This window comes from Streptomyces sp. KMM 9044 (genome assembly GCF_024701375.2).
Classification (GTDB): domain Bacteria; phylum Actinomycetota; class Actinomycetes; order Streptomycetales; family Streptomycetaceae; genus Streptomyces.
Genome location: NZ_CP113910.1, coordinates 7032697 through 7057695 on the forward strand (window position 1 = coordinate 7032697; position 24999 = coordinate 7057695).

The 24999-nt window shown below is 72.2% G+C and carries 16 protein-coding genes and 4 pseudogenes; 8 read left to right on the plus strand and 12 right to left on the minus strand.

The window, feature by feature from the left end; genetic code table 11:
* Nucleotides 1–75: 75 nt before the first annotated feature.
* The 7 genes and pseudogenes from HUV60_RS31620 to HUV60_RS31650 form a co-directional block, all read right to left on the minus strand.
* A complete protein-coding gene (locus HUV60_RS31620) occupies nucleotides 76–1083 on the minus strand; it encodes a Rieske (2Fe-2S) protein (RefSeq protein WP_257853472.1) in 1008 nt (335 codons plus the stop codon).
* A complete protein-coding gene (locus HUV60_RS31625; protein ID WP_257853473.1) occupies nucleotides 1080–2075 on the minus strand; it encodes a phytoene/squalene synthase family protein in 996 nt (331 codons plus the stop codon). The genes HUV60_RS31620 and HUV60_RS31625 overlap by 4 nt, the downstream gene beginning before the upstream one ends.
* On the minus strand, nucleotides 2062–3633 hold the full coding sequence (gene crtI, locus HUV60_RS31630; protein ID WP_257853474.1) for a phytoene desaturase family protein: 1572 nt from the start codon (nucleotides 3631–3633) through the stop codon (nucleotides 2062–2064). The genes HUV60_RS31625 and crtI overlap by 14 nt, the downstream gene beginning before the upstream one ends.
* Nucleotides 3630–4772, minus strand: a complete 1143-nt coding sequence (locus HUV60_RS31635; RefSeq protein ID WP_257853476.1) for a polyprenyl synthetase family protein — start codon at nucleotides 4770–4772, stop codon at nucleotides 3630–3632. The genes crtI and HUV60_RS31635 overlap by 4 nt, the downstream gene beginning before the upstream one ends.
* 506 nt (nucleotides 4773–5278) lie before the next feature.
* On the minus strand, nucleotides 5279–6154 hold the full coding sequence (locus HUV60_RS31640; protein ID WP_257853477.1) for a PhzF family phenazine biosynthesis protein: 876 nt from the start codon (nucleotides 6152–6154) through the stop codon (nucleotides 5279–5281).
* Nucleotides 6155–6214: 60 nt separating this feature from the next.
* Nucleotides 6215–7018: pseudogene (locus HUV60_RS31645) on the minus strand (helix-hairpin-helix domain-containing protein); the annotation flags it as partial.
* Between the two features lie 462 nt (nucleotides 7019–7480).
* Nucleotides 7481–7870: a DUF6479 family protein gene (locus HUV60_RS31650; RefSeq protein WP_257853478.1), complete on the minus strand. Its 390-nt coding sequence runs from the start codon at nucleotides 7868–7870 to the stop codon at nucleotides 7481–7483.
* A gap of 96 nt (nucleotides 7871–7966) precedes the next feature.
* On the opposite strand from HUV60_RS31650, the gene HUV60_RS31655 reads away from it, so the two are divergent.
* The 3 genes and pseudogenes from HUV60_RS31655 to HUV60_RS31665 all read left to right on the plus strand — a co-directional run bounded on the left by HUV60_RS31655 (nucleotide 7967) and on the right by HUV60_RS31665 (nucleotide 11189).
* The gene (locus HUV60_RS31655) at nucleotides 7967–8350 is read left to right on the plus strand and encodes a ferredoxin (protein ID WP_257853479.1); all 384 of its coding nucleotides are present in this window, start codon (nucleotides 7967–7969) and stop codon (nucleotides 8348–8350) included.
* Between the two features lie 81 nt (nucleotides 8351–8431).
* Nucleotides 8432–9306 (plus strand): annotated as a pseudogene (locus HUV60_RS31660) (serine/threonine-protein kinase); the annotation flags it as partial.
* Between the two features lie 314 nt (nucleotides 9307–9620).
* A complete protein-coding gene (locus HUV60_RS31665) occupies nucleotides 9621–11189 on the plus strand; it encodes a phytoene desaturase family protein (RefSeq protein WP_257853480.1) in 1569 nt (522 codons plus the stop codon).
* Between the two features lie 30 nt (nucleotides 11190–11219).
* Here the strand turns inward: HUV60_RS31665 and HUV60_RS31670 are convergent, their stop codons facing one another.
* Nucleotides 11220–12995 carry a serine hydrolase gene (locus tag HUV60_RS31670; protein WP_443047464.1) on the minus strand — a complete coding sequence of 592 codons (1776 nt, stop codon included), beginning with the start codon at nucleotides 12993–12995 and terminating at the stop codon, nucleotides 11220–11222.
* 351 nt (nucleotides 12996–13346) lie between these two features.
* Here HUV60_RS31670 and HUV60_RS31675 point away from each other — a divergent pair.
* Nucleotides 13347–13986, plus strand: a pseudogene (locus HUV60_RS31675) (AMP-binding enzyme); the annotation flags it as partial.
* 34 nt (nucleotides 13987–14020) lie between these two features.
* On the opposite strand, the pseudogene paaK reads toward HUV60_RS31675, so the two are convergent.
* Together paaK and HUV60_RS31685 are read right to left on the minus strand one after the other, a co-directional pair.
* Nucleotides 14021–15333 (minus strand): annotated as a pseudogene (gene paaK, locus HUV60_RS31680) (phenylacetate--CoA ligase PaaK).
* A 175-nt stretch (nucleotides 15334–15508) separates the two neighbouring features.
* Nucleotides 15509–17365 (minus strand): sulfatase, encoded by a 1857-nt coding sequence (locus HUV60_RS31685; RefSeq protein WP_257853483.1) that lies wholly within the window; start codon nucleotides 17363–17365, stop codon nucleotides 15509–15511.
* A gap of 475 nt (nucleotides 17366–17840) precedes the next feature.
* On the opposite strand from HUV60_RS31685, the gene HUV60_RS31690 reads away from it, so the two are divergent.
* From HUV60_RS31690 to HUV60_RS31700, 3 genes are all read left to right on the plus strand, one after another.
* Nucleotides 17841–18083 (plus strand): DUF397 domain-containing protein, encoded by a 243-nt coding sequence (locus HUV60_RS31690; RefSeq protein WP_257853484.1) that lies wholly within the window; start codon nucleotides 17841–17843, stop codon nucleotides 18081–18083.
* Nucleotides 18084–18265: 182 nt separating this feature from the next.
* Complete coding sequence (locus HUV60_RS31695) at nucleotides 18266–19171, plus strand: universal stress protein (protein ID WP_257853485.1); 906 nt, start codon at nucleotides 18266–18268, stop codon at nucleotides 19169–19171.
* 111 nt (nucleotides 19172–19282) lie between these two features.
* Nucleotides 19283–19780 (plus strand): hypothetical protein, encoded by a 498-nt coding sequence (locus tag HUV60_RS31700; protein ID WP_257853486.1) that lies wholly within the window; start codon nucleotides 19283–19285, stop codon nucleotides 19778–19780.
* A 60-nt stretch (nucleotides 19781–19840) separates the two neighbouring features.
* On the opposite strand, the gene HUV60_RS31705 is transcribed toward HUV60_RS31700, so the two are convergent.
* Entirely contained in the window at nucleotides 19841–21823 is a 1983-nt protein-coding gene (locus HUV60_RS31705; RefSeq protein ID WP_443047465.1) for an N-acetylmuramoyl-L-alanine amidase, read from the minus strand.
* A gap of 274 nt (nucleotides 21824–22097) precedes the next feature.
* Nucleotides 22098–23237 carry an aminoglycoside phosphotransferase family protein gene (locus HUV60_RS31710; protein ID WP_257853487.1) on the minus strand — a complete coding sequence of 380 codons (1140 nt, stop codon included), beginning with the start codon at nucleotides 23235–23237 and terminating at the stop codon, nucleotides 22098–22100.
* Nucleotides 23238–23471: 234 nt separating this feature from the next.
* On the opposite strand from HUV60_RS31710, the gene HUV60_RS31715 reads away from it, so the two are divergent.
* On the plus strand, nucleotides 23472–24968 hold the full coding sequence (locus HUV60_RS31715) for a DNA-binding protein NsdB (protein WP_257853488.1): 1497 nt from the start codon (nucleotides 23472–23474) through the stop codon (nucleotides 24966–24968).
* The last annotated feature ends 31 nt before the right edge of the window (nucleotides 24969–24999 follow it).

The window sequence follows — 24999 nt, forward strand, 5'->3', positions numbered from 1 at the left end:
GGTACGGCGGGCGCGGCTGCGCCGGAACGCGGTGGCCGACGCCCGGGCTCACCGGGCGTCGGCCACCGGCCGTGTTCACCCGGGGAACCGCCCGGTGCTGCGCAGCCTCCAGCGTCGCTCGGCGTAGGCCAGATCGTCGCGCCACAGCCGGGCGGCCGTCCGGCGCATCAGCGGGCGCAGCGCGGGCGCGGCGGCCCGTGCCAGTGCGAAGCCCCGCCGGTCCGAGGCGGCGACGACCGCCTCGATCACCGCGGTCCGCGGCCGCTCGTCCGCCTCGCCGGTCAGCGGCGTGGCATGCGTCTCCACCACGGACGTGGCCCCCTCGCCCTCGGTGATGTGCATGACGACGGTGCGCGGCTCCGGAGCGGTGAACTCCGCCCGGACCGGCACTACCAGACGGCCGGTCACCCGGAAGGAGACATCGACGACGAAGACGTCGTCCTCCTCGCCCCGTGGAGACCGGGCCACCGTCAGGTCCACGAACGAGTAGGGATGGAACCACGAACCGTGCCACGGGTCGAGCCGGTTGGCGACCACGTCCTGCGGTTCGCACCGCCCGACCGCCGTGAACACGGCGTCCACCGCGCTGCCCGCCACCGGCCGTACCGGCACGAAGGGGCGCTCCGACGGCTCTTCGCCGCCGACCGGGTCGAGGCGGACCCACACCAGTACGCCGTCGTCGTGCGCAGGGTAGGGACCCCAGCCGGCGAACGGCCCGCCGTCCAGGGACAGTCCGTGCCAGTGGCACACCAGTTCGCCGCACACCACCCGGCTGTCCCGCAGGGGCGCGCCGAGGTGCGGGCAGACACCCGGTCCCGCGCGCAGCTCTCCCGTGTCCGACCGCCACACCACGACCTCGATGCCGCCCACCGTACTGCCGTACGGACGGCCAGCGGCGCGCACGTCCCGGGAGGCACCGACGACGAACCAGTTGCCGGACGGACGGGCGGACGCCCGCTTCAGCGCGTCGGCGATCAGAGCCGGGCGTGCCTCCCGCCAGGTCGGGGTCTGTGCCGCCCAGTGCGAGCGGCGACGTCGCCGCAACGGGGGTGTCCAGCCGGCCCGGTCCCTTCGGTCACTCACTGCAGGGGTCCTTTCCTCCGGAGGGCCGCGTCGCCCGCCCGGGGCACCGCGTGTGAGGCACGGATGCGCCACCGCGCGCCGGCGATCTGTACGACTCCTGCGGCGGCCGTCGCCGTACGACGTCTCCGCGACACCACCGCGCGACGGTGCAGCACCGAGTACCCCTGATCCGCGATCGCGTCGAGGATGCCGCCGTAGAGCGTGAACGCGGTGCGGATGCAGGGGCGCGTCCGGGGGTCGAGCAGGGCGATGCCCGGTTCCGCCGCCCGGTACACCTTTCGCGTCATCGCCTCGGCGGCGACGAGCGCCGCGCGGATGCGCGGGTCGCGACGCCCTGTGCGGCGGCTCCACTCCAGCAGCGGCCGGTCCACGCCGTGCGTGGCGAGCAGGTCCGCCGGCAGGTAGACGCGGCCCCGGTCCAGGTCCTCTCCCACGTCCCGAAGGAAGTTGGTGAGCTGGAACGCCTCCCCCAGGGCCGCCGCGTGCGGCGCCGCCTCCTCCCGGGGTACGACCGTGCCCAGCACCGGCAGCATCTGCAGCCCGATCACCGCGGCCGAGCCGTGCATGTAGGCCCGCAGGTGGCCGTAGGTCGGATAGTCCGTGACGTACAGGTCGCTGAGCATCGAGCCCAGGAAGTCGGCGAACAGGACGTGCTCGATACCGTACCGGCCGGCGGTGTCGGCCACGGCACGGACCACGGGCTCGTTCCCGCCACCGGTGCGCAGCCCGTGCGCCAGGTCGCTCTCCAGGCGCCGCAGCAGCCGGTCACGTTCCTGTGGCGTCCGGGGCCCGTCGAGGTCGTCGACGATGTCGTCCGCCCACCGGGCGAAGCCGTACAGCGCGTGCACCGCGGAACGGCGTTCCACGGGGAGAAGGCGGGTGGCCAGGAAGTAGGTCCTGCCGTGCCGGGCGTTGAGCCGCCGGCACTCGGTGTAGGCGGCGCGCAGGGCGGGATCGGTGATTCCGGCGGCGTCCAGTTCACGACGGGTCATGGACACCTTCCGCAGTCGGGGCGGCGGCAGGGGTGGAGCGCGGCGCCGGACGGGCGCGATCGGCGTAACGGTTCCGGAGGCCGCCGGTGACGCGTGCGGCGGCGAGCTTGCCGCTGATGAGCACCGTCGGCACGCCGACACCGGGGGTGGTGCCGCAGCCGGCCAGCACGACGTTCTCGAGACCGCGCACCAGATTGCGTGGCCGGAACGGGCCGGTCTGGACGAAGGTGTGGGAGACCGAGAAGGGGGTGCCCGCCGCATGCTCCTGTGCCGCCCAGTCCAGCGGGGTCACCAGCATTTCCTCCTGGACACTGTCGGCGAACCCGTCCAGGCCCCGCCGCTCCAGCTCGGCGACCAGGCTGTCGCGGTAGCGCGGCCCCAGGTCCCGCCAGGCGGCGGCGGAGGGACCGACATCGGTGTTCGGGCAGGGAGCCAGTACGTAGTGCAGGTGCCCGCCGGACGGGGCCATGTCCGGATCGTGCGCCGTCGGCCGGGTGATCAGCAGGGACGGGTCGCTCATCAACTGCCCCTTGACGGTCAACTCGTCGAAAGTACGTTCCCAGGCTGCGCCGAAGGAGAGGGTGTGGTGGGCGAGACCGGGCCAGGTGCGGTCGGTCCCGGCGTGCAGGATCACGGCGGACGGTGAGTGACGCAGTCGTACCGGGCGGCGCGGGGTGCGTCCCAGTAGCCGGTGAACAGTGGGCAGTTCGCAGGTCAGCACGACCGCGTCGCACGGGATCCGCTCGCCCGACGCCAGCCGCACGGCACGTACCCGCCCGGCCGAGCGTTCCAGCGCGGTCGCTTCGGCCGACCAGCGGAACGCCGCACCCGCGCCGGCTGCCGCGTCCGCCATGCCGCGAGGCAGCGCGTGCATGCCGCCCCTGGGGAACCAGACGCCGGCCACGGTGTCCATGTAGGCGATCACCGCATAGGCGGCGAGAGCCCGTGCCGGCGCGACACCGGCGTACAGGGCCTGGAAGGAGAAGACCCGGCGCAGACGCTCGTCGGACAGGAAGCGGCCGATGCGCCTGTCCAGTCGTCCGAACCCGCCCAGCGCCGCCAGACGGGCCAGGTCCGGGTGCAGAAGCCGGAAGGGCGAGTCGAAGTTCGTGTCGATGAAGCGCCGCATCTGGGCCCGGTACAACTGCTCCAGCCACTCCCGCAGTCCGCGGTAGCCCGCCGCCTCGGCCGGTCCCGCGAACCGCCGCACCTCCGCCTCCATCGCCTCGCCGTCGGTGTGGACGTCGAGTGACGTTCCGTCCGCGAAACACGCCCGGTAAGCCGGGTGGAGCGCCATCAGTTCGACGTGGCGGGAGAGGCTGTCACCCACGGCGGCGAAGGCCTCGTCGGCCAGGTGCGGCATGGTCAGCACCGTGGGACCGGTGTCCACTTCGTAGCCGCCGAGGCGCAGGCGGCCGGCCCGGCCGCCTGGCCCGAAGTCCCGTTCGACGACCGTCACCCTGCGGCCGGCGCCCAGCAGATGCAGGGCACATGCGAGACCGGACAGTCCGGCACCCACCACGACGACGTGATCCGTCGGCCCCGGTACCGTTTTCACGCGGCCTCCCCGGCACGCTCCAGTGCGACGCCCGACGCCCGTGCGACCAGCGCGGTGAAGTCCCGCCGTACTGCGGGCCCGGCGCCGGTCCTCGCGAAGTGCCGCAGGCTCGTCCTCGCCAGCTCCGAGATCCTTCTCTCCACGGCGGTGCGCGCCCCGGTCCGTTCCAGTGCCACCCGCATACGTTCCACGCTCTCGTCCGACCGGGAGACCGTGCCGGGGGCGAGTACTTCGGCGGCCCGCTCGTCACCGGAGGCGTCGGCGAGCCTCAGGCCGACAGCGAGCAGGTAGGTGAGCTTGCGCGTCCGCAGGTCGTCGCTGGCCGGTTTACCCGTCAGGGCCGGGTCGCCGAAGGCGCCGAGGAGGTCGTCGCGGAGCTGGAAGGCCAGACCCGCACAGCGTCCGGCGGAGCGCAGCGCGTCCAAGGCATGGGCCTGGGCGCCGGCCAGGGACGCACCCAGGGTCAGCGGGCGCTCCACCGTGTACAGGGCGCTCTTGAGCGTGGCGATGCTCAAGGCCTCGTCGACGCAGGAGGATCCAGACGCCTGGGCGTGGATGTCCCGGTACTGACCGGCGACCATCTCGCCGCGCATGGCCCGCCATTCGTGGTACAGCCGCGGGCCGTGCGGGGAGCCGAGTGCCGTCTCGGTGAGCAGGTCGTCCGCCCAGGCCAGGGCCAGATCGCCGGCCAACACCGCGGCGGAGGTCGCGAACGCCTCGGGCGAACCGTTCATGCGTGCGGCGCGGTGCATGCGGGCGAGGTCCACGTGCACCGTCGGCGAGCCCCGCCGCAGCGACGACCCGTCCATCACGTCGTCGTGAATGAGAGCGCACGCCTGGACGAGTTCGAGGGCCGCGCCGGTGCGCAGTACGGCCGTCGCGTCGCCCGAACCGCCCGCGGCCCGCCACCCGCACCACGCGAACGCCGTACGCAGCCGCTTGCCGCCCCGCTGGACGAACGAGGTGACCCGGCCGGCGACATCGCGGGCGAAGACCGGATCCACGTCACGGGCCCGGCACAGCCCTTCGTCGAGGACATGCTCGAGTTCCGCCTCGACGGCCTGGACGGCGTCGAGGGCGGTGAGCGGACCGTTGACGGGCCCAACCGGTTCGGCCGCAGTGGGCCGCAGTTCAAGCATGCACAACCCCTTCTCACTCTCGGTCACCTGCACACCAGTGCTTCCGCCGAGTGCCCCGGTGCGGATGCGCTGATTCCTGCCCGGTGCGGAGCCTGTACTGGAGGACAGTCACTCCATTGGCGTAGCCGGTGGGGAGGGCCGTCGCCCGGGGACGAAGTGCTCCAGGACGTCCGCGTCCACCGTGCCGAGGGTGGTGTCCGGGCGGGGAGGGGCGGCTTGCGGGCCCCTCCGGCGTCGCGCGCAGGGCCGACGGCCGTCCGGACCGTGCCCGCGTCGGCCCGGCACAGACCGTGGGCCCGCAGGAACGAGCGGGCCCGGTCGGCACCGCCCCCACCGGCGATTGCTTCACTCATGGCTGCCTCCTCGGCGGCGGTGGAACCGTCGGCTCCTCCACCATCCGTCCCCCGTGGGCCGCGTCCGCTACCAGTTGGTCGAAAAACCCTCGAAACGGTCATCCATACCGCGGAGCGTGTCACTCGCAGGGGACCGCCGGCACGGCCGGCGCCTCAGCCGATGCGAGCTCCCGCGCCGCCGACACGGACGCGCGGATCACCTGCGCGCAGCGTCACCGTGAGCTCGCCGGGACGGCCCAGGTCCTCGCCCTGGTGCAGGGTGAGGACGGCTTCCTCGGGGACCAGGCCCAGCTCACGGGCGTACGCACCGAAGGCGGCGGCCGCGGCGCCGGTCGCCGGGTCCTCGACGACGCCGCCGACGGGGAAGGGGGCACGGACGTGGAAGACAGCGGCCGACTCACGCCACACCAACTGGACCGTGGTCAGGTCCCAGCGGCGCATCAGGGCTTCCAGGCGCGCGAAGTCGTACGTGAGATCGGCGAGACGGGCACGTGTGGCCGCCGCGAGGACGAGATGCCGGGCGCCGGCGAAGGCGACACGGGGCGGGAAGCCGGGGTCGAGGTCGGTGGCCGGCCAGCGGAGCGCGGCGAGTGCCTCCGCGAGAGCGTCGTCGTCGACCTCCTCGATGTACGGCTCGACGCTGGTGAGCGTGGCCCTGACCGTCCCGCCCCCCTCGGCCACCTCCACCGGCACGACGCCCGCCCGCGTCGCGAACACCATCTCCCCGGGGCCTGTCCGCTCGGCGAGTGCGACGGCGGTCGCGACGGTGGCGTGCCCGCAGAACGGCACCTCGGCCCTGGGGCTGAAGTAGCGGATGCCGTACGCCCGGCCCTCCTGGCCGCCGAGACCCTCCGGAGGCGCGGTCAGGAACGCGGACTCCGAGTATCCGAGACCGGCGGCGATGGCCAGCATGTCGCTGTCGTCCAGGCCGGTGGCGTCCAGAACGACACCCGCGGGGTTTCCGCCGTCGGGGGTGCTCGAGAAGGCGGTGTATCGCAACACCTCGGGCCGCGGCGCATTCTTCGTCATGCTCGCGGCAACGCGGGGCGGGTCCGCGTCCATTCCCGGACACGGGTGGAGCCGCGGCGGTCATTCCAGGAGGGCCGCGACCAGGGTGGCGAACTCGCCCGGGGCGGCGACGCGGATGCCGAGCTGTTCGGCGTTGACGCGCTTGGAGCCGGCTCCTTCTCCGGCGACCACGAGGGTGGTCTTCCCGGAGACGCTGGAGGAGGAGCGACCGCCGGCCCGTTCGATGAGTTCGTTCATCTCGTTGCGGAAGAGCTTCTCCAGGCTGCCGGTCATCGCACCGGTGACCACCACCGTCATGTCGGCCAGCGGACGGTCCGCCCCGGCCGTGTCCCGGCCGTCGGGAACGGCGTCGGCGGCCGGGGGCGGGGTGGCTCCGGGTTCGGTCGTGTTGACGCCCGCCGCAACGAGTTTGTCGAGGAGCGGGGCGAGTTCGGCGAGTTCGGCGACGACCGAGGGTGTCTTCTCCGGCCCGATGCCGTCGACCCGCTGCATTGTTTCGGCGTCGGCGGCGCGGAGGTTGTCCATGGTGGCGAAGTACCGGGCGATACGCCGGGACATGGACCGGCCGGTGCCGCGGACACCGAGCGCGCAGAGCACCCGCGACAGCGGCTGTTCCTTGGCCTTGGCGATCGCCGCGAGCAGGTTGTCGGTGCTGGTCTCGCTCATCCGGTCCAGGCCGAGCAACCGGTCGTGCCCGAGGGCGAACACGTCGGCGAGGTCGGAGACGAGCCCTGCGTCGACCAGCTGGACGACACGGGTGGCTCCCAGGCCCTCGATGTCGAGCTGGTCGCGGCCCGCGGCGTAGGAGAGCGAGGCGACCAAGTGGCAGTTGCGGCCCTGCGCGCACCGCCGGCGCTCTCCGCTGGAGCCGTGGCCCGCTCCGGAGCGCGCGAGGCGCAGGGCGGTGCCGGACAGGTCGGCCTTCCGTGCGTACGGTCGCCCCTCGGTCTGCCCCGCTGGCCGGGATGCGGTGCGGTGGCGGGCGAGGCGGGAGCCCGGGCGGCCCGCGTCCTGCTCGGGACGCAGTGCACCCGCGTCGTCCGACGTGGTCCCGGCACCCGTGCGCCACTGGTCCGGACGGGCCGCCGACAACTCGGCCACGGGGAGCCGGTCGCCGTGCGAACCCTCGTAGGCCGTGAGTTTCCCAAGCCCGTCCGCGGACGGCGCGCACATGGCTTATTGGGCTGCCGATCGGCGGATGGCCGTGATCGGGCAGCGGCAGAACCCTTCGTGCGAGGTCTGCCAAGGTTCCCACTTCCCTGTTCACGGTAACCGCGGGGGTCGCAGCGGCGTTCGAGGCAGCAGGGTGACGGGGCCCGCCGGTGGTCAGCGGCGCCCCGGCCCACCACTGCCGAACGCGCCGCTGCCGCCCTCCTCCCAGCGAGGCCGTTCCTGAGAGGTCCCGGGGCGGCTGCCGGAATTGCCTCCGTGCAGGTCGTGCGGCGTCAGGCGGTCGTCGCTTCTGGGTATCTCATCGGGCTCCCGGTGTTCCCGGACCTCACGGACCGGGCCCCCCTCGGGCATCCGGGGCTGCTCGTCGGGGCGTGGCCTGGGCGAGTCACCCTCCTTGACCCGTTTGCTCCCGAACGCGAACAAGCCGATCAGCATGCCCACGACCAGCACGGCCGCCACAACGAGGCCGACGCCCATGACCCCGCGGCTCGCGGCGAGGTCGGCTGCTTCCATCCACGGGGTGTCCGTCGCGGTGTTCGTCATGGCCCGCGGGTACCCCCGGGTCCTCCGGCGAACCCGCCGGGCCGGTACTTGGGAACGGCGGGTTTCACCGTCCGCGGTGATGGCTACCCGCGCTGAGTGACGACGGCATCCGAGCAGGAGCTGTACCGGTACCTCGAGGACCGGTTCGGCTGTGCGCAGGCGTGTGCGGAGTGCTCGCGGGCCTGCGCGGTGCGGGCGGGCCTGGTGGATCCCGGCGGCGGCACCTCCCAGGAACTCGTGCGGCGCAAGGGCGTCATCTGCGCGGAGGTGTGCGACGCGACCAGCGGCGTGCTGTCCGAGGGCAACCAGGCGGACGAGGAGACCGTACGGGTCCAGGTCGAATGGTGCCTGCAGGTGTGCCTCGAGGGCGCGTACGCCTTCGACGGGCACCCCGGCGCGGAACGCACGGCCGAGGCATGCCGGACCTGTGCGCAGGCCTGTACGGACTTCCTCGGCACGCTGACTTCCTCGACGCGCTGATGTCACACACGTGCGCTGCACCGTACAAAATCGGGTGAGACATCGTCATACTGGACGGGCCGGGGAGGGCGCGTTGGACACTTGCGAGGGCGGACGACGGGGGACAGCAGGCTGATCCACGGCCGGTACCGGCTGGTCGATCCGATCGGGCGGGGCGGCATGGGGAGGTGTGGCGGGCACGCGACGAGTCGCTCGGCAGAGAGGCCGCGGTGAAGTGCCTCAAGCCGGTGAGCGCACAGCACGACCGTGCGTTCAGCCGGGTGCTGCGCGAGTGCTTCCGGCGGGAGGCCCGGGTGGCGGCGCCCCTGCAGCACCGCGGGATCACCGTCGTGCACGACTCCGGTGAGTACGACGGTGCGCTGTACCTGGTGATGGAACTACTCCAGGGCCGTGACCTCGGTCGCCTCCCGGAGGACACCAAGCAGCACCCGCTGCCGGTCGAGGAGGTGGGGGAGATCGCCGAGCAGGTCGCCGCCGCTCTCGCCTACCCCCACGACCAGGGCATCGTGCACCGGGACCTGAAGCCCGCCAACATCGTGCGGCGCGCCGACGGCACGGTGAAGATCTGCGACTTCGGCATCGCTCGCCTCGGCCACGACATCGGGTTCACCTCCTGGCCGACCGGCACCGGCGTCGCGATGGGAACCCCGCACTGCATGTCACCGGAGCAGATCAGCGGTACCGACGTCGACCGGCGCAGCGACCTGTACTCCTTCGGCTGTGTGCTCCACGAGATCGCCACCGGGGTACCGCCGTTCGACCTCGACGACGCGTGGGCGATCCTCGTCGGGCACCGTGACACCCCGCCCCGGCCGCCGCGCGGCCACTGCGCCGAACCGCCCGGGCGCCTGGAGCGGATCATCCTCGACCTGCTGGCCAGGGAACCCGGCAGACGCCCCGACAGTGCACGCGAACTGGCCCGCCGCGTCGGCGCGGTGCGGGGCCGCTCCGGCCCTGCACCTGCAGCCGGTAACGGCGGCGGGCCGGACGGTCGAGGCGGCCCGGGAGGTCCCGGCGGTGGTGCCGACCGAGGCTTCGGCCGTGGCCCCGGTCGCGGTGCCGTACTGGCCGGAGCCCGCCGGCCCGTCCGTTGCGGGCGACCGTTCCGCCCCGCCGCGCTGGGCCGTCCGGCCCGATCCGGTGGGCGGAGTGTGAGGGGCGGCGGACGGTCACGGGAGCGGAGGGTATGCCGGGGCAACCGGTGCGGTCTCCACGCAGGGGCATTGCCCGCCGCATGGTCGGCACAGATCTTCACGTGTTACGAAGAACCATGACCGCACATGAGGGAACCGGAACCCGGACATACGACGCCGTCATCGTCGGAGGGGGCCACAACGGCCTCGTCGCCGCCGCCTATCTCGCGCGGGCCAAACGCTCCGTGCTGGTACTGGAGCGGCTGGACCACACGGGTGGGGCGGCGGTGTCCACCCGCCCCTTCGCCGGTGTCGATGCCTGGCTGTCCCGGTACTCGTACCTGGTCAGCCTGCTGCCCCGGAAGATCGTCCGGGAGCTGGGGCTGGACTTCCGGGTGCGCTCCCGCACCGTCTCCTCGTACACCCCCGCCGAACGCGACGGCCGGCCCACCGGGCTGCTGGTCGGCGGCGGTGAGCGGCGTACCCGAGAGGCGTTCGCCCGGCTCACCGGGTCCGACCGCGAGTACCGGGCCTGGCAGCGCTTCTACGGTATGACCGGCCGCGTCGCCGAGCGTGTCTTCCCCACTCTCACCGGGCCGTTGCCCACGCGGGAGGAACTGCGCCGCACCGTCGACGACGAGGAGGCCTGGCGAACCCTGTTCGAGGAACCGATCGGTGTCGCCGTCGAGGAGAACTTCACCGACGACCTCGTACGGGGTGTGGTCCTCACCGACGCCCTCATCGGCACCTTCGCCGACGCCCACGACCCCACGCTCGAGCAGAACCGCTGTTTCCTCTACCACGTCATCGGCGGCGGCACCGGCGACTGGGACGTGCCGGTCGGCGGCATGGGCGCGCTCACCGACGCGCTGGCCGCCGCCGCGCGCGACGCGGGCGCCGTCATCGCCACCGGCCACGAGGCGATACGCGTCGACACGGACGGCCGCACCGCCGAGGTCACCCACCGCACGGCCGACGGCGAGGGCGTCGCCGCCGCCCGGCACATCCTGGTGAACGCCTCCCCGAGAGAACTGGCCGTACTGACCGGCGACCCGCACCCGGCCCCGGCCGAAGGCGCCCAGCTGAAGGTGAACATGCTGCTCACCCGGCTGCCGAGGCTGCGCGACAGCTCCGTCGGCCCGCGCGAGGCGTTCGCCGGTACCTTCCACATCGCCGAGGGGTACGGGCAGCTGGCCGCCGCGCACGCCCAGGCCGCCGCCGGTGAACTGCCGGCCACTCCGCCCTCCGAGATCTACTGCCACTCGCTCACCGACCCGACGATCCTCGGTCCGGAACTCGCAGTCCAGGGCTACCAGACGCTCACCCTCTTCGGCCTGCACACCCCGGCCCGGCTGTTCGCCCACGACAACGACGCCGTACGCGAGGAACTCCTCGCCGCGACGCTCGCCCAGCTCGACGCCCATCTGGCCGAACCGCTCGCCGGCTGCCTGGCGACCGACGCCGACGGACGCCCGTGCCTGGAGGCGAAGACCCCGCTCGACCTGGACCGCGACCTCGGACTGCCCGGCGGGAACATCTTCCACCGCGCCCTGGCCTGGCCCCACACCCAGGACGGCACCGGCCGCTGGGGGGTGGAGACCCGGCACGCCAACATCCTGCTGTGCGGCGCGGGTGCGGTGCGCGGGGGAGGGGTGAGCGGGATACCGGGACACAACGCGGCGATGGCGGTGCTGGAGGCGAGCTGACGGGGCGACCGGACCGGGGGCGCGGGTCGTTCAGTCGGCCGACCGGGTCCATCCCGACGCTCGCACCCGTGCCGCGTCCGCCGGACGAACCTCGTCGAACAGAACGCCGCTGCCCGCCCGAACGCGCATTCCGTCCACGTAGGCTCCGCGCCCGACATACAGCCGGTCCGTCGTGTACCGCCAGCGCAGGGTGAGGCTCCGGGCAGTGGGCAGGGCGGCGGTGAGGCCGTGCCAGACCCGGCCCGACCAGCCCGTCGCGGTACCCGCCGCATGCTGCTCGGGTGCCTCGTCCCGGCGCTCGGTGACGAACGGCACCGGCTGCCAGGCCGTACCGCCGTCCGTCGTGGCCTCCAGAGTGAGGAGGTCGGCGTGCGGCTCGGTGTCCCACCACAGGGCACAGCGCAGCCGTGCGCCGCCGGACGACGTGTCCAGCGCGGGCAGCGTGAGCGTCGCCGTCGTCGAACCGGCCATCCCGGAGAACCAGGACATCCGCCCGTCCCGTCCTCCTCTCCCTTCACGCCCCGGCGCCGGCCCGACCGGCACCGCGCGGGCCAGCTGATTCGCGGCGGCCACCCGGGGAGCCGAGCCGGAGCGCCAACTGCGTACAGGATGAATCGAGTTGCCCAGAACGACGAGGAAGGAGTCGGTCGTCGGGTCGAGCACCAGCGAGGTGCCGGTGAACCCGGTGTGGCCCGCCGTGCGCGGGGTGGCCATCGCGCCCATGTACCAGTGCTGGTAGAGCTCGAAGCCCAGGCCGTGCTCGTCCCCGGGAAAGCCGGTGTTGAAGTCGGTGAACATCAGTTCCACCGACTCCGGCCTCAGGATGCGTGCCCGGCCGTAGACGCCGCCGTTGAGCAGGGTCCGACCGAGGACCGCCAGGTCCCAGGCGCAGGAGAACACCCCCGCGTGACCGGCGACCCCCTCCAGGCTGTAGGCGTTCTCGTCGTGCACCTCGCCCCACACCAGCCCCCGGTCGAGACCGGACCAGGGCAGGCGCGCGTCCTCGGTGGCGGCGATTCCCGGCTTCCACGAGGCGGGCGGGTTGTAGCGGGTGCGGTCCATGCCCAGCGGGCCGGTGATCTCGTCCCGCAGGAGGACGTCCAGGGCGCGACCGGTGACCTTCTCGAGTACCAGCTGGAGCGAGATCAGATTCAGGTCCGAGTACAGACAAGCCGTTCCGGGCGGGCCGGCGGGTGTCTCGTCGAGGACGAGCCGGACACGCTCCTCGTACGTGGGCGCCTGGTGGAGCGGGATCCAGGCACGGAAACCCGAGGTGTGCGTCAGTAGATGACGAATCGTCACACCTTCCTTGCCGGCACGGCCGAAGTCCGGCAGGTACGAGGCGACGGCCGCCTCCAGTTCCAGCGCGCCCCGCTCGATCTGCTGCACCGCGAGGATGGAGGTGAACAGCTTCGACACCGAGGCCAGGTCGAAGACGGTGTCCTCGGCCATGGGAATCTGCCGGTCCGCCGGGAACTCGACGCCGGTGTCGGTCTTCTCGTCGTACGCCTGGTAGCGCACCGCCATGCCGATGGGCCGGTGCAGGGCCACGGTGTTGCCGCGCCCGGCGAGCAGCACCGCACCCGCGTACCAGGGGTGTTCGGGTGACGGGTCGAGGAACCTCTCCGCGTCGGTGACGAGTTGGTCCAGATGGCCGGCGAGCAGTCCGGCCTGCCGGGCCGACCCGTGCCGCAGAGCCGGATACCCGCCACCGCCCGCCGCCCCGCCGGCCGCCGATGCCGGCGGGGCGGCCGCGGCCGGACCGGCCGGGAGGGAGGCGAAGACCAGAGCGCCGCCCAAGGACATGGTGCGAAACCCGAGTTGACGTCGTGTGATGCCGCTCTCCGCTGTGTCCGTCCTCGACCCGTCGTCCACCATGGAGGTTCCTCCCGTGTCGTGGCCGCGGCGGGCGGCCTGAAAGAATCTTTCGGGATCGCTTTGCGGGGCGAAACGTTCCTGTCAGGTGCGGGGTGTGTCAATGGGGCGTGCGGGGCGGTGCCGTCGAACCGGGCCCCGCCCGGTGTGACGACCGCTCACCACCGGGCGGGACCCCTGCGGATCAACGCTCCCACACGCGGACCACCTGCAGCTCCGGTGAGGACCGGACGTCGTCCATGGTGCGGTCCCACCCGGCGAGCACGGCCCATGCCCGCCGTACTGGCCGTCTGCAACTGCTCCGGGCAGAGCGGGATCGGCCCGCTGGCAACCGTCCTCGCCCCGACGAGCACAAGGGGCGCATGGACTCCTGCGGGCGGCCCGTGCTGTTCGTGGACGCGCGGGTGGTCGACGAGGACGGCAAGGACGTGCCCGACGGGACACCCGGTGAGATCGTCTACCGGTCGCCGCAGCTGTGCGAGGGGTACTGGGACAAGCCCGAGGAGACCGCAGAGGCCTTCCGCGACGGCTGGTTCCACTCCGGGGACCTCGCGGCGCGGGACGCCCACGGCTACTTCACCATCGTCGACCGGGTGAAGGACGTCATCGACTCCGGCGGCGTCCTGGTCGCCTCACGGCAGGTCGAGGACGTGCTGTACACGCACGAGGCGGTCACCGAGGCGGTCACCGAGGCGGTCACCGAGGCGGCCGTGATCGGTCTTCCCGACGACCGCTGGGTGGAGGCCGTCACCGCCGTCGTCGTCACGCGCGCGAGGCGACGGAGGAGGAGCTGATCGCGCACGCGCGCGAACAGCTCTCCTCCGTCAAGGCGCCGAAGAGGGTGTTCTTCGTGGACCAGCTGCCGCGCAACGCCAGCGGGAAGATCCTCAAACGGGAACTGCGCGACCGTTTCACCGGGTGAGCGCGGTGCCCGGCCCGGTGTGGGACGGCATGGCTCAGCGCGGACGCAGGTCCACGATCCGCCGGATCCTGCCCACCGACCGCTCCAGCGTCTCCGGATCGACGATCTCCACCCCGACCGACACCCCGATACCGTCCTTCACGGCCGTCTCGACGGACCGGGCCGCCGCCGCGCGGGTGGCGGTGTCCGCGTCCGGCCGGGCCTCGGCGCGCATTGTGAGGGCGTCCATACGGCCCTCCCGGGTGAGCCGGAGCTGGAAGTGCGGCGCCACGCCCGGTGTGCGCAGCGCGATCTCCTCGACCTGGGTGGGGAAGAGGTTTACCCCGCGCAGGATCACCATGTCGTCGCTGCGGCCGGTGACCTTCTCCATCCGCCGGAACGCCGCCCGCGCCGTCCCCGGCAGCAGCCGGGTCAGGTCGCGTGTGCGGTACCGCACGATCGGCATCGCCTCCTTGGTGAGCGAGGTGAAGACCGGTTCGCCCCGCCCTCCGGCAGCACCTCGCCGGTGACGGGGTCGACGACCTCCGGGAGGAAGTGGTCCTCCCCGACGTGCAGCCCGTCCTTGGTCTCCACGCACTCCTGCGCGACACCCGGCCCGATGACCTCCGACAGTCCGCATATGGCGACGGCGTCGATGGCGAACCGCTCCTCGATCTCCTGCCGCATCTGCTCCGGCCAGGGCTCGGCACCGAAGATCCCCACGCGCAGGGACGTGCCGCGCGGATTGACGCCCTGCCGCTCGAACTCGTCGAGCAGGAGCATGTAGGACGGCGTCACCATGATCACCGCGGGCTTCAGATCCTGGATCAGCTGCACCTGCCGGGCCGTCATGCCGCCGGACGCAGGGATCACTGTGCAGCCGAGCCGTTCGGCGCCGTAGTAGGCGCCCAGACCGCCGGTGAACAGCCCGTAGCCGTACGCCACATGTACCGTGTCCCCGGGCCGGCCGCCCGCCGCGCGGATCGAGCGGGCCACCCTGTCCGCCCACGTGGACAGGTCGTCCTCGGTGCAGCCGACGACCGTGGGACGCCCGGTGGTCCCGCTGGAGGCGTGCAGACGGCGGACCCGTTCGCGCGGTACGGCGAACATCCCGTACGGGTAGTTCTCCCGCAGGTCCGCCTTGGTGGTGAACGGGAACCGGGACAGGTCGGCGAGGGAGCGGCAGTCGTCCGGGTGGACGCCTGCCGCGTCGAACGACGTCCGGTAGAAAGGCACATGGTCGTAGGCGTGCCGCAAGGAGGTCCGCAGCCGCTCCAGCTGGAGCGCCCGCAGTTCCTCCACGCCGAGCCGTTCCGCCGGGTCGAGCAGGTCCACCGCCTGAGCCGTCAGGAACTTCCCCTCGCTCATCGCATCCGCCGTCTCGGTCGAGCCGGTACGGGCGGCCGATCATTCGGTCGCTCCCACAGACATCAGTAATCCAGCCCGACTCCGCCCGGGGCAAGATCCGGTGCGTACTTCTTCCGCGCGTCGAGGGTGCCGTGAACGGGAGGAGGGGAGCGGGACGGGACCGGGAGCCCTCCGCTCAGCCGGTGGGGCCGGACGAGCCGCCGCTCCCGACACCGTTTCCACCGTCGCCCTTGCCGCCCTGAGGCCCGTACGCGGTCATGAAGCGGTCGCGGAACTCGTCCATGCCCCAGGTCGGGGCGTCGGGCGCGGGCTTGAGGCCGTCGGTCCAGTTCCAGTCGGCCACCCGGTCCAGGACCTTCTCGTCGCGGGCGACGATCGTGACCGGCACGTCCTTGTCGGTACTGCCGGCGGTGACGGTCGGCACCGGCTGGTGGTCGCCGAGAAAGACCAGGACGGTGTCCTCGTCGCCGTACCGCTCCATCCACCCGGTCAGGCTGCGCAGCGAGTACTCGATGGACTTGCGGTACTCGGTGCGCACCTTCTCCGGATCCTGCCAGACCTCCGCAGGGTCGGTGCCCTCCTTCTTGATCTCGTGGAACACGGAGCCGTCGCCGAGGTCGTCCCAGTCGATCATGCGGGCGTTGGGGGACCACGGGTTGTGGCTGGAGGCGAGGATGATCTCCGCCATGATCGGCTCACGGTCCTCCCTGCCGTGCTCCAGACGCTCGAAGGCCTCCATGCTGAACTGGTCGGGCACCGGCGTCCAGCTGAAGTACGGACCCCGGTAGCCGAGGTGCTCGGAGTCGTAGATGTGGTCCAGGCCGAAGTACTTGCCCTCCGGCCAGGCCCGCCGCACCCCGGGTACGAGGCCGACGGTGCGCCAGTCGCCGGTCTTGCGGAAGTAGTTGGTGAGGGTCATGCGGTCGCTGGTGGTGAGGCTGCGGTAGCGCTGCTGGTTCTTGATCCACAGGCCGGACAGGAAGGTGGAGTGGGCGAGCCAACTGCCCGCGCCCGTCACCGGAGACCTGAGCCAGCCGCTGCGCGACTCGAAACCGGCGGCCTTCAGGGAGTCGGTGCCCTCCTGCAGCACCGTGCCGATCGGCTCCGCCATCGCCGGATCGTCGATCGCGACCCGGCCGTAGCTCTCGATGAAGGTGAACAGGACGTCCTTGCCGCGCAGCCCGGTGAACAACTGGTCCGGCGGAGTGTCGGCGAATGCGTCGACGGCGGCCTGCTGCTCGAAGACCCGTGCGTCCCTGAGTCCCGCGCGCGCCTGCTCCAGGCGGTTGGCCAGCATCTCCGCGTTGCCCTTGGTGGCGAGCGGGACACCGGTGATCTGCACGCCCAGGGTGACACAGGTGATCCATGCGACGCCGAGGACCAGGGTGGTACGGGCGGCGGACGCACGGTGGCGGACCATCAGGTTCGTGATCCGCACCGCCGCCAGCGTCATCAGCGTCAGCAGGGCGACGAACAGGACGATCGCACCGATCACGGCGAGGATCTGTCCGCCCCGGCCGAACGACTCCCGGACGAACTCGGCCGCGTCGTCGAACAGGATCCAGTCGAGCACCAGGTCGAACGGCCGGGCCAGTACCTGGTAGAATCCCATGTCCACCATCTTCAGGACGGTGAACAGGCCGAGGAGGACGCCCGAGACCACCGCTGCGATCCGCCGGGGCCTCGGCGGCAGCGCGAGCAGCAGCGTCGCCAGCAGGACGCCCTCGGCCGGGATGCGGAAGAACGCCTCGAGGGACAGCCTCTCCACGCGATTCGGTACGAGGAGTGCGAACAGCAGCAGCGCTCCGGCCAGGACGGTCGTTCCGACGGTGGCAGCACGGGCCGCGCGAGGGTGGTCGCGGTGCCAGCGGCCCCGTCGCGTGGCTGCCGGGCCGTCGGGGGGCTCCTCGGAGGGCCTGGGCGTGTCGGCGGGGGCGGTGGTGTGGTCAGTGGTTCCGGTCGGGCCGTCGGCCGGGTCCGCTCCGCTCCCGGTGTGGTCCGACAGCTGACGGGAGCGTGTGAAGAGCTGCACCCGGGGTCCTTCCGCGCGGTACTACGAGGGCATGGCGCATCGGGCCCGCGAACGGGCCTGCCACCACCAGTACGTTCACACGTCATTGTGCGTTCAACCGCACGGTCCGGAGTCCGCTGTCGAACTTCGTGGCCGGAGCCCGTCGTCGCAGGACCGATGCTCCCGGTGGCGGTCGCGCCGCGCCCGTCCGGACCTGCACCACGGCCGCATCCGGACGGAACCCGAGGGCTTGCTCGACCCCGTCCGGATGTGCTTTCGCGTTCACCGGGTGGGGAACCGCCGAACTCCGCGGCGACCTGCACGTCAACGTGTCCGGCGGCGTCCTCTCCCACCCGTGCGGCGGGTCGGCAGCGGGCCCCGGCCTCCTGGCCCGCCCGCGCCATCCGGTGGAAAGGGGCCTCTCGCATGACCTGTCGGCGGCCGGAACCGATGGCTAGGCTGGCCGCGGACGACGGAAATCGGGAGGAGCACGGACGTGGCCGAAAGCACCACCCAAAAACGACCGCTCACCGGCTGGGACAAGCCCGACCTGGATCTGAGCAACGCACAGTGGCAGTCCAGCAGCCGAGGCCTGGGGGATGTCCAGATCGCCTTCGTGGAGGGCTTCATCGCCATGCGGAACAGCGGCCGCCCGCAGAGCCCTTCCCTGATCTTCACCCCGGCCGAGTGGGGCGCCTTCGTGTCGGGAGCCCGGGAGGGGGAGTTCGACCTGACCTGAGCCGGGGCGTACGGCTTCGCGGCGCACGCGCACGGGACTGTCGGCCGGTGAGCGGAAGGGCCGCCGGACAGGTGTCGCCGCCGATCTTCTGGACACATGACCAGGGATACCCTTCCGGTGCCGGGGCCCGAGCCAGGCCGGCCCGGGAACGTGAAGGCCGTGGCCCGGAAGTGAGGAACCCCATGAGCACCCAGCCGGTCGTCGCGGCGGTCGACGGTTCGGACGACAGCCTGCGTGCCCTGGAGTGGGCCCTCGACGACGCCCGCCGGCGCCAGGCTCCGCTGCGGGTGGCGCGCGTACGCCAGTACGCCCTCTGGGGCCGGCCCGACGAGGGGCCCGCCGGACCGCCAGCCCCCGAGGACGATCCGGTCATCGGCCTGGTCCGCGACCGGCTGGAGGGACGGACCGGCCTTCCAGCCGTCGACTTCGCAGCCCTGGACGGCGCTCCCGGTGCCGTCCTGCCCGAACTGGGGTCCACCGCGCAGTTGATGGTGCTCGGCTCCCGGGGCCGCGGCGGCTTCGCCAGCCTGCTGCTCGGCTCCAACTCCTTTGCCGCGGCCCGGGACGCCGAATGCCCCGTCGTCGTGGTGCCCCGGCCCGGACGGGACGCCGGAACACACACCGAGCCCGCCGGAGCCGGTTTCGGGGTCGTCGTCGGAGTGAACGTCGACAGCCCCGACGAGGCCACCCTCGCCTTCGCCTTCCGTGAGGCTGCCCTGCGCGGCGCCGCGGTGCGGGTCGTCGCCGCCTATCCGTGGCCCCTGCAGACCTGGATGCTGCCGGGGGAGATGCCCGCCCCGCAGATCGACCAGGGCGCCGTCGAGCACGAGACCCGCGTCCTCGCCGACGGCTTCCTCGCCCCCCACCGCGAACGGCATCCCGAGGTCACCGCCGAGGTCCGGGTGCTGCCCGGGGACGCCGCCGGGCACCTGGTCGAGGCCTCCGAGGGCGCCGATCTGGTCGTCCTGGGACGCCACCGGCGACGCCTGCTGGCACCGGCCCGCATGATGGGCTCCGTCACCCAGGCCGTCCTGCTCCATGCGGCGAGCCCCGTCGCGGTGGTTCCGCCGGCGCCCCCGGAGGAGTAGTCCGGAGGGAGCCGGGCACCACGCCGGCCACAGGCCCGACCGACCGGGCGGGCGGGCATGGCGGGGTCGCCCGGCCGTCCGCGCACGGGGCCGGGCACGTACCATGGCGGCATGTCGTTCCTCCGCCGCCGCAGTGCCACTCCCGCCGGACCCGACTTCGACGTCCTGGCCATGGACCCGGGTGACTGGCCCGGGAATCTGGGCGCCGGGCTGCTGCCCGCCCCTGACGGCACCTGTCAGGGCGTCTTCCTGCGCTACGACCTGTTCGGCGGCCGCGGCCCCGCGATGATCATCGGCAATCTGCCGGAGGGCTCCCCGGCCCGCGAGGTTTCCGAGGACGCGGTTCCCTTCGAGGTCGCGCAGCTGCTGCTGGCGCTGGAGAACGACGAGGAGGTCACCGTCGTCGGCACCGAGGACGTGCCCGTCATGCAGGGCGACAACCTGCTCATCGTGCGCCGGGTGAGGCTCTCCGAGAGCCGGATCTCCTGTGTGCAGTTCGACCGCAGCGACAACGTGCTGGTCACCATCGCAGCCTGGGACCGCCCCATCACCGACGACCTGTACACCCTCCTCAAGCCGCTGCCCGCCGAACTGTTCCAGCAGGGCTGAGCGGCCCCGCTCGCCGGCGGGAGACGGAAGGCCGGGAGCGAGGGCCGGAACCGGGCGCCGCTACGCCTGCTTCACCGTCACGTCCGCCGCCCGCACGAAGGCGACCCGGTGGCCGAACTGGATCTGGTAGTACAGCTCCTCGCCCTTGATCACCTGATGCGAGGACCGGTCGAAGGCCACCGCGTACAGGTACTCACCGGGCACCTCGCCCCCGGTGACGTACTGCTGGCCCTTCGGAAGCGTGTATGGCAGCGGGGACATCTCCTGTACGGGCACCCCCTCCGGGTAGGCGGCCTTCTCCGGGTAGGCGCGTCCGTACACCGGCACGGAGTCCAGACCCTCCCTCGGAGTCACCACCCGGCCCGCGGCGGGCACCGCGGTGGGCTGCTTCTCCGGGTTCCTGAACCAGGCCTTCTGCCCCAGGTACCAGATCGCCGTCCAGTCGCCCCACCGGTCTGCGACCGCGTACTGCTGGCCGGTCGACACCCGTGACGACAGGTCGTTCACCCCGGTCGTCGGGTTCGAACCCAGGCCGATGTCCCTGATCAGCGCGGACTTCTCGTCGTGGCCGGAGTACAGCCGCACCGCGCTGGACCCGTGTGCCGCGCACGGCTCGCCCGCCCTCTCGCAGCCCGTGAACACCGGGCCGTGGGTGGCGTGGTCGGGACGGATCGTCACCAGGCCGCCGTTCTTCTCGGCCGTGGCCTCGAAAGGGCTGCCCAGCAGCTCGAAGTAGTGCGCCCAGTCCCAGTAGGGCCCGGGGTCGGTGTGCATGCCGGACACGGTCGCCGCGGTCGGGCCGGGCACGGTGTCGTGGCCGAGGATGTGCTGCCGGTCCAGGGGGATGTCGTGCTTCTCGGTGAGATAGCGCACCAGCCGGGCCGAGGAGCGATACATCGCCTCGGTGTACCAGGCGTCTGGTTCTGTCAGGAAGCCCTCGTGCTCCAGCCCGATCGACCCTGCGTTGACATACCAGTTGCCCGCGTGCCAGGCCACGTCCTTCGCCTTCACGTGCTGGGCGATGTGACCGTCGGTCGAGCGCAGACTGTAGTGCCACGACACGAAGGCGGGGTCCTGCACCGAGGCGAGGACGCCCTCCCAGGCGCCCTCGGTGTTATGGACGACGATGTACCGGACCGGCTGCGAGACAGGACGGTCCGACCGGTCGTGGTTGCCGTAGTCACCGTCCCCGAACTCCTCGTACGGGGCCGGGACCCACTCGCAGGACACCGTCGCGGGACACTCCGTGGCGGGGGAGGAGCCTGCGGACACTGTCCGCAGGCCGGCGCGGCGCAGCACCGACCGGTCCGGGGCGAGGTCCGGACGGGAGGACAGGACGACCTGCTCTCCCGTGTCCGTGACCCGGTGCGCACCGGCGCGGATCACCGTGTAGACGTCGTCCGCGTACGCCGCCGCCGACTCGGCGTTGTCCGCACCGGAGAAGCGGGCCACCGCGCCGTACCAGTGGGCCGGATCCTCGCTCGGCGCCCCGCCCAACTGCTGCTGGGCATCGGCCAGCAGCGCGGCTCCCCCCGCCACGTTCGCTGCCGGGTCGTCGCGCAGCCGCTCGGTGCTCAGCCCGGTCAGCTCGGCAGCTCTCGGCAGAGTGGCCAGCCGGTCCGGGAAGGCGGCGGTGCGCGGCACATGCGCTTCGGGGCGCAGCGTGGGACGGGCGTCGTCGCCCCGGGGGTCCTCCGTCCCCTCGCCGTGATGCGACGTCGCCGACGCCAGCGCGGTGCGGGTGTCCGTGAGGTGCATCGGGCCGTAGCCGCCGGCCACACTCGGCGCGCCGTCGTGCGTGTCCCAGCGGGACTGGAGGTAGGAGACGGCCAGCAGCACGCTTCGCGGCACCTCGTACGCGGCGGCCGCAGCGCTGAAAGCTTCCTGCAGCCGGGCCTCTTCGGACGGGCCGGGGTCCGGTGGGGCAGCGGACGGAGCCCCACCGAGCAGCGGCAGCGTGAGCGCCGCCGCAGCCAGGGCACTGGCCGTACGGCGGGCAACGACGGCCGGCGTACGGCCGGGTCGGGTGGGGAATCCTCGCAACGCGGTCTCCTGGGACGATCGGGCGGGACGGCTCGTACGAGCCATGGGACCGGACGGGTGACTCGTACGGGGCCTGCGGTACGACGGTACTACCGGCTGGCCGATGATCCGTCAATCATGCCCAGAAGAAGCGAAATTCCCCTGTCATCACGGGTTCACGGGTTTTCGTGGCGGCGGCCCGGAGACCGGCTGAAAACGGGCCGGGGACGGGTGAGGGCCTGCGGTACTTCCCGGTACCGGGAAGTACCGCAGGCCCTCACCCGTCCCCGGCGGATCAGCGTGTGCCGACCGCCGCGCGCACGGCCTTGCGGACCATCTGACAGTCGTCGTGCAGCCGCCGTAGCAGCAGTCGCTGCTCCTCGCCGGACGGCAACGCGCTCCGCTGGGCCGCGTTCGGCGCAGCCGGGGGCGTGTCGTGCATCGAACGCTGTACGGCCGTCTCGTACGTGCGGATCTCACGCGTCAGCACCAGCATCAGGTTCAGCAGGAACGCGTCGCGTGAGGCGTGGCCCGCCGCCTGCGCGATCTGGCTGATCTGTCGGCGCGCCACCGGCGCGTCCCCGAGGACCGCCCACAGCGTCGCCAGGTCGTAGCCCGGCAGGTACCAGCCCGCGTGCTGCCAGTCCACCAGTACGGGACCGGCCGACGAGATCAGGATGTTGGAGAGCAGCGCGTCGCCGTGACAGAACTGGCCCATGCCCTGGCGCCCGGCCGCCTGCGCGATGCCGTGCAGCAGCTTCTGCAGATCGTCCATGTCCCGGTCGGTGAGCAGCCCCAGCTCGTGGTAGCGGGCGATGCGCGCCGCGTAGTCCAGTGGGGTGTCGAACGTACCAGCGGGCGGGCGCCACGCGTTCAACCGGCAGATCGCGCCGAGCGCCGCCCTGATGTCCGCCCGCGGAGGTGCCTCCACCGGGTGCCGCTGCAGAGCCGCCACCCTGCCGGGCATCCGCTCGATGACCAGGGTGCAGTTGTCCGGATCCGCCGCGATCAGCCGGGGTGCCCGCGTCAGCGGGCGGTGCCGGACGAACGAGCGGTAGACCGCTATCTCGTGCCGGAACCGCTCGGACCAGGCGGGCGAGTGATCCGTTAAGCATTTGGCCACCGCGGTGCTCCGGCCTGTCGTACCGACCAGGAGAAGGGACCGGCCACTGCGGCGCAGCACCTGGGCCGGCACGAACTCCGGGCAGATGCGGTGCACCGACGCGATCGCCGAGCGCAACTGGGCGCCCTGGGGGCCGGAGAGGTCGAGCCGCCCGCTGAGCTGCTGGGGACCGGTGCCCGAAGCACGCTGTGTCTTGCCCGCACCGAGCACGGGGGCCGCCTGGCGCGCGGGGGTGAGGTAGGGGCCGCTGTCCGACGGACGCGGACGGAGCGGTCGGAGTGGTGCGGACACGGAGGACGATGCTGCGTACATGGGCGATACAGATCCCTTCGTGTGCCTGCGACGTCAGCGCACCACACGGCCCGGTCACCCAGGTGCATCCTGGGGAATGCCCCGGCGGAGACCGAGTCGTGGTGGCGCGTTCCTACTCGACACCCGTTGCCCCCTGGCACACCATCTGGCGGACCCTGGCGAACCCTGGCGAATAGTCGCCCGGCACCTTTCACCGGGCTACTGTCAACTCAGCCGAGAACCTGGGGGCTTGACGTGAGCGGACAACCCAACACCCGGCTCTCGGACCTGTTCGGCCTGGCCGGCTGGTCCAAGGGTGAACTCGCGAGGCTGGTCAACCGGCAGGCGGCGGCCATGGGCCGTCCCCAGCTGGCGACCGACACCTCCCGGGTGCGGCGGTGGATCGACAGGGGAGAGATCCCACGCGATCCCGTACCGCGGGTGCTGGCGGCCCTGTTCACCGAGCGTCTCGGCCGTGTCGTGACCATCGAGGATCTCGGTCTGGTCCGGCACGGGCGTACGGGGAAACGGCAGCGCGGCGGGAAGACGGAACATCCCGACGGAGTGCCGTGGGCGCCCGGGCGGACAGCCGAGGTCCTCACCGAATTCACGGGAATGGACCTCATGCTCAACCGACGAGGCCTGGTGGGCGCGGGCGCCGCGCTCGCCGCGGGATCCGCACTCACCGGCGCCATGCACGACTGGCTGCACACCGACCCAGCCCTGACCACGGACGTTCACCGTCCCGACCGCCCGGCGCACGCCGACGCCGCCGGAATCGACCGCTACGAGGCAGCCCCCATCGGGTCCCAGGAGATCGAGGAACTCGAGCGCTCCGTGGAAGTGTTCCGCGCCTGGGACGCCGCCCGGGGGGGCGGACTCCAGCGCAAGGCGGTGGTCGGCCAGCTCAACGAGGTGGGGGGCATGCTCGCCTACCACCACCCGCCCCATCTCCAGCGGCGCCTGTGGGGCGTCGCCGCCAACCTCGCCGTCCTCGCCGGGTGGATGTCGCACGACGTAGGTCTGGAACCCACGGCGCAGAAGTACTTCGTCATCGCCGCGCACGCCGCCAGGGAGGGCGGCGACCGGCCGCGCGCGGGGGAGGCACTGTCCCGCGCAGCCCGCCAGATGGTTCACCTGGGCCGGCCCGACGACGCCCTGGACCTGCTGAAACTCGCCCACTCGGGCTCGGGTGAGGAAGTACTGCCGCGCACCCGCGCGATGTTCCACACCATCGAGGCCTGGGCGCAGGCGTCCATGGGCAGAGGGCAGGCGATGCGCCGCACCCTGGGCCGGGCCGAGGACCTGTTCGTCTCCGACCGGGGGAGGGACCGGGAGCCGCCGGACTGGATGCAGATCTTCAAGGACGAGGATCTGTACGGCATGCACGCCCTGGCCTACCGCACGCTGGCCGAGTTCGAACCGGATGCGGCGGTGCACGCTCAGCACTACGCGGAGAAGGCACTGCCCCTGCGCACCGACGGCCGGGAGCGGTCGAAGATCTTCGACCATCTCTGCCTGGCCTCCGCCTGCTTCATCGCCGACGACCCGGAACAGGCCGACCGGTACGCGCGGCTCGCGCTGATGTCCATGGGTTCCAACTCCTCGCGCCGCACCTGGGACCGGCTGCGCGAGATGTACCGGCTCACCGCCGAATACTCCTCGTATCCCCGGATCCAGGAACTGCGGGAGGAGATCAGGACGGCCCTGCCGAAGCCCAGGGGCAAGGGGGGCAACAGCGCACGGGCATAGGCGGGCCGGAGCGCTTCACTCACGAGGCGTA